This window comes from Flavobacterium xanthum (genome assembly GCF_900142695.1).
In the GTDB taxonomy this organism is placed as follows: domain Bacteria; phylum Bacteroidota; class Bacteroidia; order Flavobacteriales; family Flavobacteriaceae; genus Flavobacterium; species Flavobacterium xanthum.
Genome location: NZ_FRBU01000001.1, coordinates 118,170 through 134,295 on the forward strand (window position 1 = coordinate 118,170; position 16,126 = coordinate 134,295).

General features: G+C 34.5%; 17 protein-coding genes. 7 read left to right on the forward strand and 10 right to left on the reverse strand.

Translation table 11 applies throughout. The annotated features are described in order from the left end of the window. Positions 1-412 precede the first annotated feature (412 nt). Together BUC11_RS00490 and BUC11_RS00495 are read right to left on the reverse strand one after the other, a co-directional pair. Positions 413-1,372: a glycosyltransferase family 2 protein gene (locus BUC11_RS00490; RefSeq protein ID WP_073350797.1), complete on the reverse strand. Its 960-nt coding sequence runs from the start codon at positions 1,370-1,372 to the stop codon at positions 413-415. A 6-nt stretch (positions 1,373-1,378) separates the two neighbouring features. Next, positions 1,379-1,909, reverse strand: a complete 531-nt coding sequence (locus BUC11_RS00495) for a DUF4199 domain-containing protein (protein ID WP_073350799.1) — start codon at positions 1,907-1,909, stop codon at positions 1,379-1,381. Between the two features lie 241 nt (positions 1,910-2,150). Between BUC11_RS00495 and BUC11_RS00500 the strand changes: the two genes are divergently transcribed. Continuing rightward, positions 2,151-2,402 carry a type B 50S ribosomal protein L31 gene (locus tag BUC11_RS00500; protein ID WP_066077760.1) on the forward strand — a complete coding sequence of 84 codons (252 nt, stop codon included), beginning with the start codon at positions 2,151-2,153 and terminating at the stop codon, positions 2,400-2,402. 160 nt (positions 2,403-2,562) lie between these two features. Then, complete coding sequence (locus BUC11_RS00505) at positions 2,563-3,738, forward strand: GlmU family protein (protein WP_073350801.1); 1,176 nt, start codon at positions 2,563-2,565, stop codon at positions 3,736-3,738. A 117-nt stretch (positions 3,739-3,855) separates the two neighbouring features. Here the strand turns inward: BUC11_RS00505 and BUC11_RS00510 are convergent, their stop codons facing one another. Next, the gene (locus BUC11_RS00510; RefSeq protein WP_073350803.1) at positions 3,856-4,389 is read right to left on the reverse strand and encodes a murein L,D-transpeptidase catalytic domain family protein; all 534 of its coding nucleotides are present in this window, start codon (positions 4,387-4,389) and stop codon (positions 3,856-3,858) included. A gap of 355 nt (positions 4,390-4,744) precedes the next feature. Between BUC11_RS00510 and BUC11_RS00515 the strand changes: the two genes are divergently transcribed. Together BUC11_RS00515 and BUC11_RS00520 are read left to right on the forward strand one after the other, a co-directional pair. Then, the gene (locus BUC11_RS00515; RefSeq protein WP_073350806.1) at positions 4,745-6,208 is read left to right on the forward strand and encodes an alanine/glycine:cation symporter family protein; all 1,464 of its coding nucleotides are present in this window, start codon (positions 4,745-4,747) and stop codon (positions 6,206-6,208) included. A gap of 170 nt (positions 6,209-6,378) precedes the next feature. Next, on the forward strand, positions 6,379-8,013 hold the full coding sequence (locus BUC11_RS00520; protein ID WP_073351041.1) for an ABC-F family ATP-binding cassette domain-containing protein: 1,635 nt from the start codon (positions 6,379-6,381) through the stop codon (positions 8,011-8,013). 91 nt (positions 8,014-8,104) lie between these two features. Here BUC11_RS00520 and BUC11_RS00525 read toward each other — a convergent pair whose 3' ends face one another. From BUC11_RS00525 to BUC11_RS00550, 6 genes are all read right to left on the reverse strand, one after another. Beyond that, positions 8,105-9,262 carry an ABC transporter permease gene (locus tag BUC11_RS00525; protein WP_073350808.1) on the reverse strand — a complete coding sequence of 386 codons (1,158 nt, stop codon included), beginning with the start codon at positions 9,260-9,262 and terminating at the stop codon, positions 8,105-8,107. A gap of 3 nt (positions 9,263-9,265) precedes the next feature. Continuing rightward, positions 9,266-10,219 (reverse strand): HlyD family secretion protein, encoded by a 954-nt coding sequence (locus BUC11_RS00530; protein ID WP_073351043.1) that lies wholly within the window; start codon positions 10,217-10,219, stop codon positions 9,266-9,268. Between the two features lie 12 nt (positions 10,220-10,231). Then, positions 10,232-11,617 carry a TolC family protein gene (locus tag BUC11_RS00535; RefSeq protein ID WP_073350810.1) on the reverse strand — a complete coding sequence of 462 codons (1,386 nt, stop codon included), beginning with the start codon at positions 11,615-11,617 and terminating at the stop codon, positions 10,232-10,234. Between the two features lies 1 nt (position 11,618). Further along, positions 11,619-12,065: a MarR family winged helix-turn-helix transcriptional regulator gene (locus BUC11_RS00540; protein ID WP_073350811.1), complete on the reverse strand. Its 447-nt coding sequence runs from the start codon at positions 12,063-12,065 to the stop codon at positions 11,619-11,621. Positions 12,066-12,427: 362 nt separating this feature from the next. Continuing rightward, on the reverse strand, positions 12,428-12,712 hold the full coding sequence (locus BUC11_RS00545) for a GNAT family N-acetyltransferase (RefSeq protein ID WP_073351044.1): 285 nt from the start codon (positions 12,710-12,712) through the stop codon (positions 12,428-12,430). 29 nt (positions 12,713-12,741) lie between these two features. Beyond that, on the reverse strand, positions 12,742-13,458 hold the full coding sequence (locus BUC11_RS00550; RefSeq protein ID WP_073350813.1) for a pirin family protein: 717 nt from the start codon (positions 13,456-13,458) through the stop codon (positions 12,742-12,744). A gap of 113 nt (positions 13,459-13,571) precedes the next feature. Between BUC11_RS00550 and BUC11_RS00555 the strand changes: the two genes are divergently transcribed. Both BUC11_RS00555 and BUC11_RS00560 read left to right on the forward strand, forming a co-directional pair. Continuing rightward, the gene (locus BUC11_RS00555; RefSeq protein ID WP_073351046.1) at positions 13,572-14,228 is read left to right on the forward strand and encodes an alpha/beta hydrolase; all 657 of its coding nucleotides are present in this window, start codon (positions 13,572-13,574) and stop codon (positions 14,226-14,228) included. Between the two features lie 54 nt (positions 14,229-14,282). Beyond that, on the forward strand, positions 14,283-15,197 hold the full coding sequence (locus tag BUC11_RS00560; RefSeq protein WP_073350815.1) for a lytic transglycosylase domain-containing protein: 915 nt from the start codon (positions 14,283-14,285) through the stop codon (positions 15,195-15,197). Positions 15,198-15,260: 63 nt separating this feature from the next. Here BUC11_RS00560 and BUC11_RS00565 read toward each other — a convergent pair whose 3' ends face one another. Continuing rightward, entirely contained in the window at positions 15,261-15,776 is a 516-nt protein-coding gene (locus tag BUC11_RS00565) for a hypothetical protein (protein WP_073350819.1), read from the reverse strand. Between the two features lie 163 nt (positions 15,777-15,939). On the opposite strand from BUC11_RS00565, the gene rpmH reads away from it, so the two are divergent. Continuing rightward, positions 15,940-16,101 carry a 50S ribosomal protein L34 gene (gene rpmH, locus BUC11_RS00570; protein WP_007136275.1) on the forward strand — a complete coding sequence of 54 codons (162 nt, stop codon included), beginning with the start codon at positions 15,940-15,942 and terminating at the stop codon, positions 16,099-16,101. Positions 16,102-16,126 lie beyond the last annotated feature (25 nt).

Here is a 16,126-nt window from a genome sequence, read left to right on the forward strand (position 1 = left end):
TAGGAGCTTAATCCTGCTATGCGTTACAATCTTTTATGCTGAACCCCAGCATAAAAGGATTTTCACTGCTATCAGGGCTAGTTAGTAGGTGATAGAAAATTATTTTTTGCAACCAATTTTATTTCTTTCGGTATCGATTTTTGCATCAACATATTTATCTTCAAGATAATTTACGGCTTCATAAATATCTGGAAAATGATTTTCAATTCCTAATTGCCTTATTGCTGTTTACGGCACTCAAAAAATTTATCGCTCCGTTTTCAGTAAAGGAAGAGGGTATATATCTTAATTCTACTTCGTTTGAGGTCACAATTTGCGACCTCATACTAGTAAACTTTATTTCAGTGACTTCAAAAACGAAATCTTAAGGGAGCTGTTTTTTATATCAGTACCTGCTACCAAGAAGTCTAAATTATAAAAAATTAACTTCACTCGAAACTTTATAACGCTCTTCATTATTTTTTGTTCGCAAAATGATTTCACCTAGAAATCCAGCCAAAAATAGTTGTGTTCCCAAAATCATCGTGGTCAATGCAATAAAAAACCAAGGATTATTCGTTACCAGACTATAGCGCATGTCATTGTACATGTGGTACAATTTGGAAACGCCAATATATCCCGCAAGCACAAATCCAATGATAAACATGAAGGAACCCATAGCGCCAAAAAGGTGCATCGGTCTTTTGCCAAAACGAGACAGAAACCAAATGGTAATTAAATCCAAGAATCCATTAATGAAACGTTCCATGCCAAATTTAGTTTCACCATATTTCCGAGCTTGATGCTGTACTACTTTTTCGCCAATTTTTCCAAAACCGGCATTTTTAGCCAAAACTGGAATGTATCGGTGCATTTCGCCAGAAACCTCAATGTTTTTTACAACAATATTTTTATAAGCTTTCAATCCACAATTGAAATCATTCAATTCTACACCAGATGTTTTTCTCGCCGCCCAATTAAATAATTTCGAAGGCAAGTTTTTTGCCACTACGGAATCGTAACGTTTCTTTTTCCAACCGGAAACTAAATCATATTTCCCGTTGATAATCATATCGTACAATCCTGGAATTTCCTCTGGACTGTCTTGTAAATCGGCATCCATGGTAATGATGACATCCCCTTGGGCTTTTGCAAAACCAGCATGCAAAGCCTGCGATTTGCCAAAATTTTTCATGAATCGAACGCCTTTTACATTTGAGTTTTCAACGGCAAACCCTTCAATTATATTCCATGAATTATCCGTACTTCCGTCATCTAGAAAAATGATTTCGTAGGTGTAATTATGAGATTGCATCACTTTGATGATCCAATTGTAAAGTTCACTAAGCGATTCCTCTTCATTTAGAAGCGGTATGAGTATGGATAAATTCATTAATTTTTATTCTTGTGTGGATTTGCTTTTAAAGAATGCCGCCAAAATTAAACCAAAAATTGAACTAAAAACAATACTAAAAACAGAACCTTTAAGTAATTCTACAGTAGAATAAGGACTATTTTCTCTTAATTTAGCTATGGCTTCATTAATGGCTGATGCTGGTGTTCCAAACTTCTGCATCATATTTACAGTGTACTTAATCATTAATTCACTTAAAGTATCTTTAGCTGAAGGATCAATGAAATTAAATAAAAGAATATTAAAAAGAGTAGAAATCAATATACCTATTAGTATGGCAATGAAGTATGTTGTAAAAGCATCTTTGAAAGAGAAAACACCGTTCAGTTCTCTTTTTGTTTTAGAAAGCAAGACAATTCCCAGAACAAGATAGGTTAAAATACTCAAAACGCCAATCCACCAAGAAGTGAACAAATTTAAATCAATAGCGTATATTGTTGCTGTAATTAATGCAGAAACAATTCCGATGGCTACTCCAAAGGTTATTCCATTCTTTTTAATAATTTCGTTGATCATTTTGGTTGTTTTAGAATTAGTCGACAAATATAACAATTCCCAATATATTCAGAGCTAAAAATCGGTTTTTACAATTATATAAAAAAAGTGTTTCAAAGATTTGTTTATTGAAAAATAATTGTAAATTTGCAAACTCAAAATAATAGTGTAAAACAAAAAGTTATGAGGTGTTTATACCTTTTCTGTTAGAAGAAAAGCTTCAAGACAACTTATAATTAACAAATAAAAAAAGATTAACAAGATGAAAAAAGGAATTCACCCAGAAAATTACAGATTAGTTGCATTTAAAGACATGTCAAATGACGAAGTTTTTATCACTAAATCTACTGCAGATACAAGAGAAACATTAACAGTTGATGGTGTTGAATACCCAGTTGTAAAAATGGAGATCTCTAGAACGTCTCACCCTTTTTACACAGGTAAATCTAAACTTATTGATACTGCAGGACGTATTGACAAGTTCAAAACTAAATACGCGAAACACGCTAAATAATAAAAGCTCGTTTTTAAATACATCAAAGCCCTCCTTTTTGGAGGGCTTTTTTATTTTATATTTGAAAACTTTGTAACTTTGAAGTCAATATTATAAAAAGGGAAATTGTTTGAATTAATTTTTAATCAACAAATAACCGAATCAACAAATAAACAATTTTATGAATTACATACTTTTTGACGGACCATCTAGAAACGCCTTGTTGCCTTTTACGTTCACGCGTCCAGTTGCTGATATTTTAATCGGTATTATGACGATTCGTCAAAAGTGGGAAATGCGTTTGGGATCTACCACAACTACATTAACAGAAGAATATTTGTCTGAAAAGTTTCCAATGGTGGAATTAGAAACGAATGTAATGATAAATGCTTCTTTTCTTCCAAACAATATTTTGGTCGAAATGGTAAGTAATCTAGAACCAAATCAAGCTATTTTTAAGGGAGATGAAGTAATTGCTTTTTATACCAATGAAGACCAGGAAGAAGTAGATTTTGATGCTTACGAGATTATAGAATATAATGAGGACTGTTTGACAGTTCAAAATACGTGGGATATTTTTGCTAAGAATGATGCAGCAATTCGAGAAGACTTTGAATATTTAATAGAGGATAGAAGATCACAGCCCATTCCAAAAAGTGTCAACGTAATTGCTCCTGAAAATATTTTCATAGAAGAAGGAGCAAAGTTAGAATTTGTTACTTTAAACGCATCTACGGGTCCGATCTATATCGGCAGAGATGCTGAAATTATGGAAGGATCTGTCATCAGAGGGCCTTTTGCCTTGTGCGAAAATGCAGTTGTAAAAATGGCATCTAAGGTGTATGGAGCTACAACCGTGGGTCCACATTCCAGAATAGGCGGTGAAGTTAATAATTCGATTTTGTTTGCATACTCCAATAAAGGTCATGACGGATTCCTAGGAAATTCTGTTCTTGGGGAGTGGTGTAATATTGGTGCCGACAGTAATAATTCGAATCTAAAAAATAACTACGAAGAAGTAAAATTGTGGAGTTATGAAACCGAAGGATTTGCAAAAACAGGACTTCAGTTTTGTGGTTTGATGATGGGAGACCACAGTAAATGTGGGATTAACACCATGTTCAATACGGGAACGGTTGTAGGAGTAAGTGCTAATATTTTTGGCAGTGGATTTCCACGCAATTTTGTGCCTAGTTTTTCTTGGGGAGGTGCTTCTGGTTTTACGACTTATATCACCAAAAAGGCTTTTGAAACCGCTCGATTAGTCATGAGTCGCAGGAATGTGGAATTCGATGAAAGAGAAGCGGCTATTTTAGAACATATTTTTGAGGAATCTAAAAAGTGGAGGAAAGAGTAGTTTTTTTGATACTTAAGAATGAATTCCTTTTAAATCAACTTGAATTCCAACTTTAGTCTTTATTTAAGAATAGTGAAAAAACCTAAAAAGCCTCCTAATCGATGCTTTTTAGGTTTTTTATTGATAGGCATAAACGAGGGAGCCATTTTTGATTAAGTCAATCAGCATAATAGCATTCTTGTCAGGAACTGAGAAGCACCCTAAGCTGAATTTACTATACATTCTTTTTGAGGAATGGACCACGATGTTTCTTTTTAAAGCATTGGAGTTTTTGTCATTCTCTAGGCCATTTAATCGCAAAGAATAACCCCATGTACCTTTATACGTTTGTAAAGTAACATAACACCCAAGAGAAGTTGCGTTGCTTCCTTCGGTATTACTAAATAGAGTAGGTTTCAGTCCAGTGCCTGAGCCTGAACCATGGTCGACATTGCTTTCAAGTAGTATTTTACTATTTTTTAAATCAATAACATAAAGTCTTGCTTCCTCAATTGATTTTGAAAAATCAATTAAGGTTATAATGTTTTTATTTTTAGCCTTAAAACCCCATTTTGTCTGTATTTCGTAAGCTTTCTTAACAATTTCTTGGTTGCCTTGCGCAACAATAAAATGGAAACTGCATAAAAGAAGTATAGTTAGTTTTTTTTTCATGGTTCCGTTTATAAAATAGTTTCTCTTATTTCTTCAATTGCGTTGGACCAGCATGTCATCAGCAGCATAATCTGCGGCATTCTCGCAAAAATAAACAGCTGCGAAATTAGGTAACTTTCTTTTTAGCTGTTTGATTATGCAAAGACCTGTATTTCAAATACAAAACTATAAAATAATACTTTTATTGCACTCTGTTTTCTAATTTATTAAGGATTGATTGTTAGTCAATTGTATTCTCAAAAGGCTTTTAAGTGCTTCGGAGTTAGTTTTTTGAGGCTTAATGTTTTATTTTTATAAAAATAATTAGAAAACAAGTACGATTTACTCAGTTTAGATTATTAAATAAAAAAGATTAATGGAAGAGATTATTGGGATGTTAAATGGTATTGTATGGAGTAATGCGCTAATTATTTTGTGTTTGGGGACTGGGTTATATTTTTCTTTAAGAACGCGTTTTTTACAGATACGTCATGTTAAAGAGATGTTTAGGTTATTGTTTGACGGTAAGAGTTCCGAGTCTGGAGTTTCATCTTTTCAGGCTTTGTCAATGTCTTTGGCAGGCAGAGTAGGTACAGGAAACATTGCAGGGGTTGCTACAGCAATAGCTTTTGGAGGGCCTGGAGCCTTATTTTGGATGTGGATGGTGGCTTTTTTTGGAGCAAGTACTGCTTTTGTTGAGGCTACATTAGCCCAAATTTATAAGGAAAAGCATTTGGGAGAATTTCGCGGAGGACCTGCTTTTTACATTGAGCGAGGTTTAGGTGTAAAATGGTTTGGGGTCTTATTTGCAGTAGTTTCTATTATATCTGCAGGAGTCTTGTTGCCAGGTGTTCAAGCTAATTCTGTTGCAGACGGAATACAGAATGCATTTGAAATTGAGACTTGGAAGTCAGGTTTAGCGGTGGCTTTGATATTTGGTGCTATCGTTTTTGGTGGTGTAAAAAGAATCGCAAAATTCACCGAATTTGTCGTACCGATAATGGCAATCGCTTATATTGTTATTGTACTGATTATTATAGCAATTGATATTGATAAGCTTCCTGGTGTAATCGCCTTAGTTTTTAAAAGTGCTTTTAATATGGAAGCTGGTTTTGGAGCAGTTTTTGGGTTAGCAATCCAGTGGGGGGTGAAACGAGGGATTTATTCGAATGAAGCAGGTCAGGGTACAGCACCGCATATTGCTGCTGCAGCAAATGTTTCGCATCCTACTAAACAAGGGTTAGTTCAGTCCTTTTCGGTTTATATTGATACGTTGCTAGTATGTTCAGCTACTGGATTTATGTTACTGATTACGGGAAAATATAATGTGCTGAATCCAGAATCAGGTCCCGATGGAGCTACCAACTATTTGTATCAAGGAGCACAAAATGTATTGGCTGGTCCCGGATTTACACAAACAGCAATGGACAGTGTTTTGCCTGGTTTTGGTTCTTATTTCGTGGCCATTGCATTGTTTTTCTTCGCTTTTACGACTCTATTGGCGTACTACTATATTGCTGAGACAAACATTTCGTATTTGACTAGGAATTTGAAATCTCCTATTTTTACTCATCTACTGAAAGTGTTTATGATGGTAGTGATTATGTATGGCTCCATCAATCAAGCAAAATTGGCTTGGAATATTGGTGATTTAGGAGTGGGATTAATGGCTTGGTTCAATATTATTGCCATTCTTCTTTTACAAAAGCCAGCATTATTAGCCTTGAAGGATTACGAAAGACAACGAAAAGCAGGAATTGACCCTGTTTTTCATCCAGAAGATATTGGGGTGTCAAATGCCCATATTTGGAATACGATAAATAAAAAGAAAGAAGAGTAGTCCTTTAGTATACATGCACTTTAAGAGCTTCTAGATAGCAGAATTTATTCTGTTTTCTAGAAGCTCTTATTTTTTAGTACACCAATTACTTAATTAATCTATCTTTGCACTTTTTAAAACAAATCGGTTTTCAGCGTAACAAACAGCCGAATCTACAAATCTACATTTCAATGATTACAGTTAACGATATCTCAGTACAATTTGGTGGAACTACCCTTTTTAGCGACGTTTCTTTTGCTATTAATGAAAATGATAAAATTGCCCTTATGGGTAAAAATGGAGCAGGTAAATCAACGCTTCTTAAAATAATTGCAGGGCAAAGCAAACCTTCAACAGGAAATATTTCGGCGCCAAAAGATGCTGTAGTAGCTTATTTGCCTCAGCATTTATTAACTACGGACGGTGCTACGGTGATGGAAGAAACGTCGAAGGCCTTTGGAGAAATTTTTGGAATGAAAGCGGAGATTGATGAAATTAATGAGCAATTGACCATTCGTACTGATTATGAAAGTGATGCCTACATGAAATTAATCGAAAGGGTTTCTGATTTAAGTGAGAAATTCTACGCGATTGAGGAGGTAAATTATGAGGCTGAAGTAGAGAAGATTTTAGTTGGTTTGGGTTTTGAACGGGAAGATTTTAACAGACAGACTTCTGAGTTTTCAGGAGGTTGGAGAATGCGAATTGAGTTGGCCAAAATCCTTCTGCAAAAACCAGATTTAATTTTGCTAGATGAGCCTACTAATCACATGGATATTGAAAGTATTCAGTGGTTGGAAGATTTCTTGATTAACTCGGCCAAAGCCGTTGTGGTAATTTCTCACGATAAAACTTTTGTAGATAATATTACCAACAGAACGATTGAGGTAACAATGGGAAGAATCTATGATTATAAAGCAAAGTATTCTCATTATCTGGAATTGCGAAAAGACAGACGCGTGCATCAGCAAAAAGCATACGATGAACAACAACGTATGATTGCAGACAACCGAACTTTTATTGATCGTTTCAAAGGAACATTTTCTAAAACGGATGCGGTACAATCGCGTGTCAAAATGTTAGAGAAATTAGTCATCGTTCAGGTTGATGAAGTAGATACATCAGCATTAAAATTAAAATTTCCGCCAGCAGTACGCTCGGGACAATATCCGGTAATTGTAAAAGATTTATCTAAATCATACGGTGATCATGTGGTTTTTAAAGACGCTAATATTGTTATTGAAAGAGGAGAGAAAGTGGCTTTCGTAGGCAAAAATGGGGAAGGAAAATCGACGATGATTAAAGCAATCATGAAAGAGATTGAAATCAATGGTGGTAGTTTAGAAATTGGTCATAATGCACAAATTGGTTATTTTGCGCAAAATCAAGCTTCTTTATTAAATGAAAACGCCACTATTTTTGAAACGATTGATGATATTGCTGTTGGAGACGTTCGGACCAAAATAAAAGATATTTTAGGCGCTTTTATGTTTCAAGGGGATGATGTGACCAAGAAAGTAAAAGTGCTTTCTGGTGGAGAGAAAACCCGTTTAGCGATGATAAAATTATTATTGGAGCCAGTGAATCTATTGATTCTAGATGAACCATCGAATCACTTAGACATGAAAACTAAAGACATTATCAAAGATGCTTTGCGTGATTTTGACGGAACATTAATATTAGTTTCACACGATAGAGATTTCCTTGACGGACTGGCGACAAAAGTGTTTGAATTTGGAAACAAAAGAGTAGTAGAACATTTTGAAGATATTACCGGTTTCTTGGCACACAAGAAAATGGATAGCATGAAAGAAATCGAGAAATAGTGTTCAGAAAATAGATTTTGAATAACTGTTTATAGATATAAAAAAGGCATAAATGAATTCTTATGCCTTTTGTGTTTAGTAAAGTAGGGAATTAAATTTCCTTTAGGATGTTTTTTCTTTTGAAATACAGAGCGATATAAGCTAAAAAACCGCAAACTAGGCCTATCACGATCATATTCCAGATAGAGCTATAAGTTTGTGAAAGTGTACCGTTTTCGATAATTAAAACCCGGAAAGCTTTTAAGAAATGGGTTAAAGGAATGCAATTGGCTATGCCTTGCACCCAAACAGGCATCTGACTTAAAGGCCAGGTAAAACCGCTTAAAATAAAACTCGGTGTAGCAATTACCATTAAGATCTCAGTTGCTTTTAGCTGGTTCGGAACCAGAATACTGACTAAAATTCCGATGAAGCACACAGAAATCACAAATATTCCTGCGACAAACGTAAGCGGAAGCAGATTGTCATAGAAAGGAATTCTGAACCACAAAGTAAATAACCAATACAATAGCCACAGTCCGAAGCTCATAATCAAATAAGGAATAATTTTCACGCTCATTAATTTTAGTAACGAGGGACATTTTTCAACTAATTCCTTGAAGGTACCATTTTCATATTCTGATGCAAATGCCAACGCTAAACCCAGTAATAAAACTTGTTGCAAAACAGCTGCTAATACTCCAGGCCAAAGAAAATACATGTAGTTCGTACTTCGATTGAACTTTTTTACGAATGTTGTTTTAAACGGTTCGTATTGTGTTGCAACCAAATTTTCCGGTACTCCTTGTTTGCGTAACGTTTCTATTTGGATTCCAGCTTTTAAGGTCCCTAAACAAACTTGCAAAGCCGTAGAAGCATAATTGGCAGTTAAAACATTTGAGGTATTTACAATCGTTACAATTTCAGGATATTTTTTTGTCAATACCATTTTTTCGAATCCCTTGGGAATAATCACTACGCATGCCGCTTCTTTGTCTATGGCGATTTGGGAAAGATTACTTTGGTCATATAATAATGAAGTGATATTAAGGACTTCATTATCGTCAAACATTTGCAATGCTTTTGAACTCATTTCACTGCGATCTTCATCGACCACAATGATGGGTAAATCAGTTACTTTTCCCTTGCCATAAACGTAGCCTAACAAAATACCATAAAGCAATGGGGCTCCAATAAAAAGCAATCGTAGTACTTTATTCTGCCAAAAGAGTTTGAATTCTCTTTTGAGAAGTGACAGGAAGTTTTGCATAATTTATAGGGATAAAGTTACAGTGGTTTTTGTAATCAGGTCTTTTGCTTCTTCGCCATTCGAAGGAGTTACTTTTATTTCGAACAAACTTTCCTGTATTTCATAATCAGGATAAGCAGTTGCAATATTTCCATAAGCTCCTAATTGTTTTATTATAGTGATAGTTCCTTTAAGGTCTTTCTTTTTGTAGGGAACATGAACTGTTATTTCCTGTCCTTTTTTTACTTTATCCAATTGGCTTTCCGCGACGGTAAAACGGAAGTAAATACTATCCGTTATATAACCGTTAAACAAAGTATATCCCGGTAATGCAAGCTCGCCCAAGTTTAATGTAATGGTTTCGATACTCATATCTTGGGGAGCAAGGATATAGCGTTCTTTGTCAGCAGTTTCTACTTCCTGTAATGCGCCAATAGCCTTGTCTTGTTGGCCAAGAGCCATAGTTTGTTGCTCAATTCGTCCGCCTCTTTTTGCTTCGTCTAATTCTGCTTGCACTGCTGCATATTGAGCCTGTGCCCCTTGATATTTGGCAAATGTTTCATCATAAGTTTGTTGTGAAACCAAGGAGTCTTTGAGCATATTACTCAAACGTTTTATGGATTTTTGAGCAAAGTCATATTGTTCTTCTAGTCCTTGTTTTTTGGCTTCAAGTTGTTTAATCTGATTTTCAGTTGCTCCTTTTACAGCCATATTGTACTGCGCTCTTGCTGAGGTAACTGCGCCTTCTGCCTGATTCTTTTTTGCGTCAACTTCTGGAATGTCAAGGAGGGCAAGTGTATCTCCTTTTTTTACCAAATCACCTTCTTTTACAAATATTTTTACAATCTTTCCGGGAATCTTACTGACGACTGCAATTTGTTCCTTTTCTACCTTTCCTTGAATTTGATTCTCGTTTTTTGATTTTCCACAACCCATAAGTAAAGTTGAGATTGCCACCAAAGTGATCATTTTTTTCATAGCTTCTTGCATTTAATTTGAAATATGTTTTGTTAATTCACCTGTTGCTATAATCGTTTCAATAGCTGCCAATCGCTGCTCTATAAGTGTGTTTATTTTGTTTAACGCTGCCTTATAAGAATCATTTTCGGCTTCTAAACGCTCAGAAATATTTATTAGGCCCTCTTTATATTGTTTGATGGCTAAGTTCAAATTGTTACTGGCGATTTTATCTTGTTGCGAGACTATTTCTAGTTTTTGATTCAAAACAGAATAGTTTACTAGGTTGTTTTCTAGGAGCAATTGCAATTTTTCTTTGGTATCATCAATTTGGTTTTGAACTTGTTCGATGTTTATCTTGGCTTCATGAACTTTGTGTTTTCGTTCAAAACCGGCAAATACTTCCCATTTCATTCCTGCTCCAATCATCCAATTTGGACTTATTGTCAATTCATTTAAGCCTAAATAGAGCGCAGCATTTATGCCGGTGATTATAGGAGTTGTCGTATTTGCATTAAATAGACTAGAATGAGTGACTCCTCCAAAAACGCCTAAAGTAGGAAGATAAGTGCCTTTTTCTTTCTTTAACAAATATTCGTACGCCAACTTGAATGATTCTAAGGCTTTAATTTCCTGTTTGTTTTCGGTATTTAATTTTTCTTCTGTAATTAGATAAGGAACCAAATTATATTGAACAGTATTTATCTCTGAATCCGTAAAGCCAGTAAGATAGCGGATTTTTCTATAGACTAGTTTGCGTTTTCCTTCTAGTTCTATTCTTTTTGAGCCCAATTCTAATGAAGCTAATTTTATTTTATCTCTGTCATAAGGAATAGCAAGACCTTGTTCGATAGCTTTTGAAACTCTTTTGGTTTCTGTTTCCAGTCTTTTTTCACTATCATTTAGGAGTTTTTCCACTTCATTTAATAAAGCAATTTGGTCAAAAGTATTAATGACGTCTTTTATAATAACGTCTTTTTCTGATTCTTTGAGGTATTCCGTTCCTATGGCTTTTTGTTTCAGCGCTTTGGCCCCGTTAGGAATTTGCATGCCGCTAAATAGAACGGTTTTTGCCATCAAACCTCCATTAAAAATGTTTCCATAATTAACGAAAGTTGATTTGCCTTCAAACAGCGGATTATTAATAATGGGCACTGTCGTGGTGGGAAGATCTATCGTAGTTTTATTGTCATAATAAGAATAAATAGCACTCGCTTCAACAGTTGGGATATATTTATTCCAAACGCTCTTTTCCTGAAGGTTTAGTTTTTCGATTTCGAGTTCTTTATTTTTTATAGAACTGTTCTTTTCAATTGCTTTTTGAACTGCTTCTTGCAAGGAAGTTGAAACTTCTATTTGAGCATAACTGGTCGCAAATGAAAATAGCAGAAGGACGGAAAGGGCTAAATATTTTTTCATCTTATTTTTTTGTTTCTAAATTATCATAGATCTGTTGGAAAGTCTCTTTTACTATTTGAAGCCTTTCGGATTCAATATCTTTTACTGCCTCTTTGAGAGTTTGATTGACGACATTCAACACTTCTTCTTCAATTGATTTTCCCTTGGGTGTGAGATAAATTAATTTCAGTCGTTTGTCATTGGTATCAGGATGTCGTTCTACTAGGTTTTCTTTTTCTAAATTATCAATTAAGCGCGTTATACCAGGTTTGTCTGTGGAGGTTTGATTTGCTAAGGTTTGTTGTGTACAGCCGTCATTTTTCCATAAAACGCCCAAAACCGTCCACTGTTCTCTAGTTAATAGGATATTGTTTTTTCTGAAATTAGACAGTAATGCTCTATTGAAAGCAGAGTGAGTTCTTCCTGATAATATAGTATGCAGATTTTCAATAGAATAAATAGTTTTCATAATAAGGTTGTTTAAACAACTACAAAGATATTAAGATTTTCTCAATAATTGTTGTTATTATGTTTTTTCTTTTAAATGAACCGCTGATGTGTCCTGTAAAGTTCTTATTTCCACAAATCAATCTGAAGTTTAAATAAGCTGATTTATGTTATTAGTGGTGAAGGAGTACGATTTTTTTTAGTAGCGGATTGGTTTGGTATTCTGATTTAAATTATAATAGGATCGAAGTATTTAATATTAAAATTAGAACAACATATTTTTTGACTGATTCTACGCATTCAAGTTTGACTTTTCTTTTCATAAAAATGCCCCCAAATAGTGTCAAACTTTTTGGGGGCAGTCTAGTATATGCAGTCGCTTTTTTATAGCCTTATTCCAGGAGGAAGTAATTCTTTATAAATGGGATTTTTTTTGAAAAACACCACGATTTTAGGTAAGATGGGCACGACTTTAAATTTTCGCTCCGTAGCAATTTCCATGATGTTTTTTAGGAAACTAGAGATAAATTCTTCATTTTCGAATGATTCTGGAACATTTATTTTAGTTAAAAATATTTTCCTCTCTTGGAATGAATATTCAACCGAAACCAACCCTTCTTCTACTGTAGTTTCAAATTGTCTTGCAAAAGTATTGTCTGTGATTTCCATGCGGATTACTGAATCCATAATAATTAACTTTATTTCATTGGTACCTCTACCAAAAGTATTTTTGATTTGGAAATAACTTTGATTTTAAAGTTGTCAAAATTAGTAATTCCCATGGCATCTCTTGCCTTCAAAACTTGGTTGTCAATTTCTATTTCGCCTTCGATTAAAAATAAATAGACACCATTTTCAGGAATTCGGACCGTGTAGTTCGAATTGGTGTCGCTATCGAAAATTCCCAAGTGGAAAAAGGTTTTCTGGTAAACCCAAAGTGCATTGCCATCATTTTGATCCTTTGGCGAAACAATATTTACAAAGGTATTGATTTGATTTTCAATATCAAATGATTTCTGGTCGTATCTTGGTGTCACGTTTTCTGTTTCAGGAAATACCCATAGCTGTAATGTTTTTGCCTCTTCTTTCTGACTGGCATTCATTTCAGAATGTTCTACTCCGGAACCGGCACTCATCACTTGCACTTCCCCAAAGCCAATTATCCCTTCGTTTCCCATACTGTCGCGGTGCTTCAAACCACCTTCAAGAGGGATTGTAATGATTTCCATATTGGCGTGTGCATGGGTGCCAAAACCTGTTCCGCCAGCAATAGTATCGTCATTTAAAACACGTAACATGCCAAATTGTTGTCGCTCAGGATTAAAATAATTTCCAAATGAAAAGGAGAAATTGGCTTTAAGCCAACCAAAATCAGCCGTGCCTCTGGTATTTGATGTGAAGAGTTGTATTGTCATAAATTATTGATAATATAAAGTAAATAATGGGAGGGTTACCGATAAAAAAATTAATTTTATACAAAATTCGCTATAAAAAAGTGGAATATTGTTATAAAATCGTTAAAACAATTATGAGTAAAATCCATGTTTATTTAATGCCAGGTTTGGCGGCAAGTGCAGCTATTTTTGAGCGGATCGTCCTTCCAAAAGAAACATTTGAAACACACTTATTAGAGTGGGAAATTCCACTAGACAATGAATCCTTGACGAATTATGCAAAGCGGATTGCCACTAAAATCAAACATGAAAATCCGGTTTTAATTGGAGTTTCATTTGGAGGTATTTTGGTTCAAGAAATGGCTAAATATAGTGCCGCTCGCAAGGTTATTATTGTTTCAAGTGTAAGAAGCAATGCAGAATTTCCGCGAAGATTAAAGATTGCTAAAACTACTAAAGCCTATAAGTTAATTCCATTGCGTTTAATCGCCAATATCGAAACTCTTGCTAAATTTTCTTTTGGGGATAAAGTGAATCAAAGATTGAAACTATATCAAAAATTTCTTTCCGTTCGCGATATTCGCTACTTAAACTGGGCAGTAGAACAGGTCGTTTTATGGGACAGAACTGTTGTCGATGAAACCGTAATTCATATTCATGGCGATATGGATGATGTTTTTCCTATAAAAAATATTAAGAACTGCATCGTAGTAAAAGGAGGAACGCATATTATGGTTTTAAATAAATACAGGTGGTTTAATACGAATTTACCTGGCATTATTGAAAGTTAGAACAAAAATATAAATAAACTGTTTTTTTTTATTAATTACAGCTAAACTAATAAAATGAGAAAAATTAAAATAGTACGTACTATCGCAGCTCGGTGTTTGGCAGGAGGTTTGTTGATTTTTAGCGCTTCATGCAAGAATCCTAATACAGAATTAGTTCAAAAAGAGGTTGTTAAGAAAGAAGTAAAACTGCATTATTTTCCAGAAAAAATTGACTTTGCTGGGGAAGAGGCTCCTTTGAAAATTGCAGATGTAAAAGAGCGATTTGATAGAGAATTAATAGTGAATACCAATTACCATTCGTACACGATTCTGGCTTTGAAGAGAGCCAATCGGGCTTTCCCAGTAATAGAACCCATTCTTAAGAAAAATGGAGTTCCAGATGATTTTAAATATTTGGCAGTTATAGAAAGTGGATTAGTAAATGTTGTGTCAAAGGCCGGGGCAAGAGGCGTATGGCAATTTATGCCGGAAACCGCTAGGGAGATAGGTTTGGAAGTAAATACGAATGTAGATGAGCGCTATCATCTTGAAAAATCAACTCAGGCAGCCTGCGATTTTCTTTTGAATGCTAAAGCAAAATTTGGTTCTTGGACATTAGCTGCCGCTTCCTATAATAGAGGATTGGTTGGAATTAAAAAATTATTAGATTTCCAAAAACAAACAAATTATTATGATTTGTATATGAATGAGGAAACTGGTCGGTACTTGTTCCGAATAATGGCGCTTAAAGAAATTATGAAGAACCCACCTAAATTTGGTTTCGAAGTCAATAAAGAGCATAAGTATGAAATGATTCCGACGAAAAAAGTTACCATAGATTATTCCATTACTAATCTAGTCGCTTTTGCAAAAAGACAGGGAATTAATTATAAAATTTTAAAAATACACAATCCTTGGCTTAGAGAAACGAAGCTAATCAATACCACGGGTAAAACGTATCAAATAGAAATTCCTTTGAACGGATATTAATGATGAAAACTAAAAAAGGGCCAAATGAGTATCATTTGGCCCTTTTCTAGAAGTGTAAAAAAATTATATCTTTTTCATCTGATCTTTCATCATGGTAATTTGATCTTTCAGCATGTTCTGTTTGTCTAATTTTTTAGCCTCGTTCAGTAGGGAAGTTGCTTCCAGTTTACGACGACGAGTCATGGCAACACCGGCTAGGTTTAATTTGGCTACAGCCAAGTCCATATCCATGGACAGCCCAAGTTCAATCGCTTTCTTGAAATATTTCTCTGCTTGATTGATATTCGTTTGCGATAGCATGATTCCGTGTAAGTAATTAAAGTAACCTTGTTGTTTTTGAATTAAAGCAGTTTCTGGATTTTTGATATAAGCCAACCATTTTTTAGCACCTTCAAAATCTTGTTTTCTAAGTTTTAAGAACGCCAATAAGATGAATTCATTTTTGAAGTAAAGGAAAATAGGAATTGCACTTAATAGTATAAGGAATATTCCGTTACCAATATTGCTTTCTGTAAATTGCCAAATGCCAGTAAGGATAATAAGTCCGGCGATAATAAGTTTAATATTTCTGTGAAACATAGTGTGTTTATTTTAAGATCACAAATATAGTAAAATGAATTGAAAATATTTTTACAAAACTGCTTGTGAGAAAAAAAAGTCTTTGTATATTTGCACTCGGTTTTAGAATAACGGTTATTCGAAATAAGAAGACATATAAATAAGATTTTAAAGATACAAAGCAATGAGCAAAAGAACGTTTCAACCATCGAAAAGAAAAAGAAGAAATAAGCACGGATTTATGGACAGAATGGCTTCTGCGAATGGAAGAAAAGTTCTTGCTAGAAGAAGAGCTAAAGGAAGACATAAATTGACTGTTTCTTGCGAACCAAGACACAAAAAATAATGTTTGTATAAACATAAATAAGGCG

Bases quoted from the DNA above. Each gene is read 5' to 3' on its own strand.
- BUC11_RS00515 (WP_073350806.1), top strand. From the start codon at position 4,745: ATGGAAGAGATTATTGGGATGTTAAATGGTATTGTATGGAGTAATGCG.
- BUC11_RS00510 (WP_073350803.1), bottom strand. From the start codon at position 4,389: ATGAAAAAAAAACTAACTATACTTCTTTTATGCAGTTTCCATTTTATT.
- BUC11_RS00555 (WP_073351046.1), top strand. From the start codon at position 13,572: ATGAGTAAAATCCATGTTTATTTAATGCCAGGTTTGGCGGCAAGTGCA.
- BUC11_RS00495 (WP_073350799.1), bottom strand. From the start codon at position 1,909: ATGATCAACGAAATTATTAAAAAGAATGGAATAACCTTTGGAGTAGCC.
- BUC11_RS00525 (WP_073350808.1), bottom strand. From the start codon at position 9,262: ATGCAAAACTTCCTGTCACTTCTCAAAAGAGAATTCAAACTCTTTTGG.
- BUC11_RS00520 (WP_073351041.1), top strand. From the start codon at position 6,379: ATGATTACAGTTAACGATATCTCAGTACAATTTGGTGGAACTACCCTT.
- BUC11_RS00500 (WP_066077760.1), top strand. From the start codon at position 2,151: ATGAAAAAAGGAATTCACCCAGAAAATTACAGATTAGTTGCATTTAAA.
- BUC11_RS00560 (WP_073350815.1), top strand. From the start codon at position 14,283: ATGAGAAAAATTAAAATAGTACGTACTATCGCAGCTCGGTGTTTGGCA.
- BUC11_RS00565 (WP_073350819.1), bottom strand. From the start codon at position 15,776: ATGTTTCACAGAAATATTAAACTTATTATCGCCGGACTTATTATCCTT.
- BUC11_RS00540 (WP_073350811.1), bottom strand. From the start codon at position 12,065: ATGAAAACTATTTATTCTATTGAAAATCTGCATACTATATTATCAGGA.
- BUC11_RS00550 (WP_073350813.1), bottom strand. From the start codon at position 13,458: ATGACAATACAACTCTTCACATCAAATACCAGAGGCACGGCTGATTTT.
- BUC11_RS00535 (WP_073350810.1), bottom strand. From the start codon at position 11,617: ATGAAAAAATATTTAGCCCTTTCCGTCCTTCTGCTATTTTCATTTGCG.
- BUC11_RS00530 (WP_073351043.1), bottom strand. From the start codon at position 10,219: ATGAAAAAAATGATCACTTTGGTGGCAATCTCAACTTTACTTATGGGT.
- BUC11_RS00545 (WP_073351044.1), bottom strand. From the start codon at position 12,712: ATGGAAATCACAGACAATACTTTTGCAAGACAATTTGAAACTACAGTA.
- BUC11_RS00505 (WP_073350801.1), top strand. From the start codon at position 2,563: ATGAATTACATACTTTTTGACGGACCATCTAGAAACGCCTTGTTGCCT.
- rpmH (WP_007136275.1), top strand. From the start codon at position 15,940: ATGAGCAAAAGAACGTTTCAACCATCGAAAAGAAAAAGAAGAAATAAG.
- BUC11_RS00490 (WP_073350797.1), bottom strand. From the start codon at position 1,372: ATGAATTTATCCATACTCATACCGCTTCTAAATGAAGAGGAATCGCTT.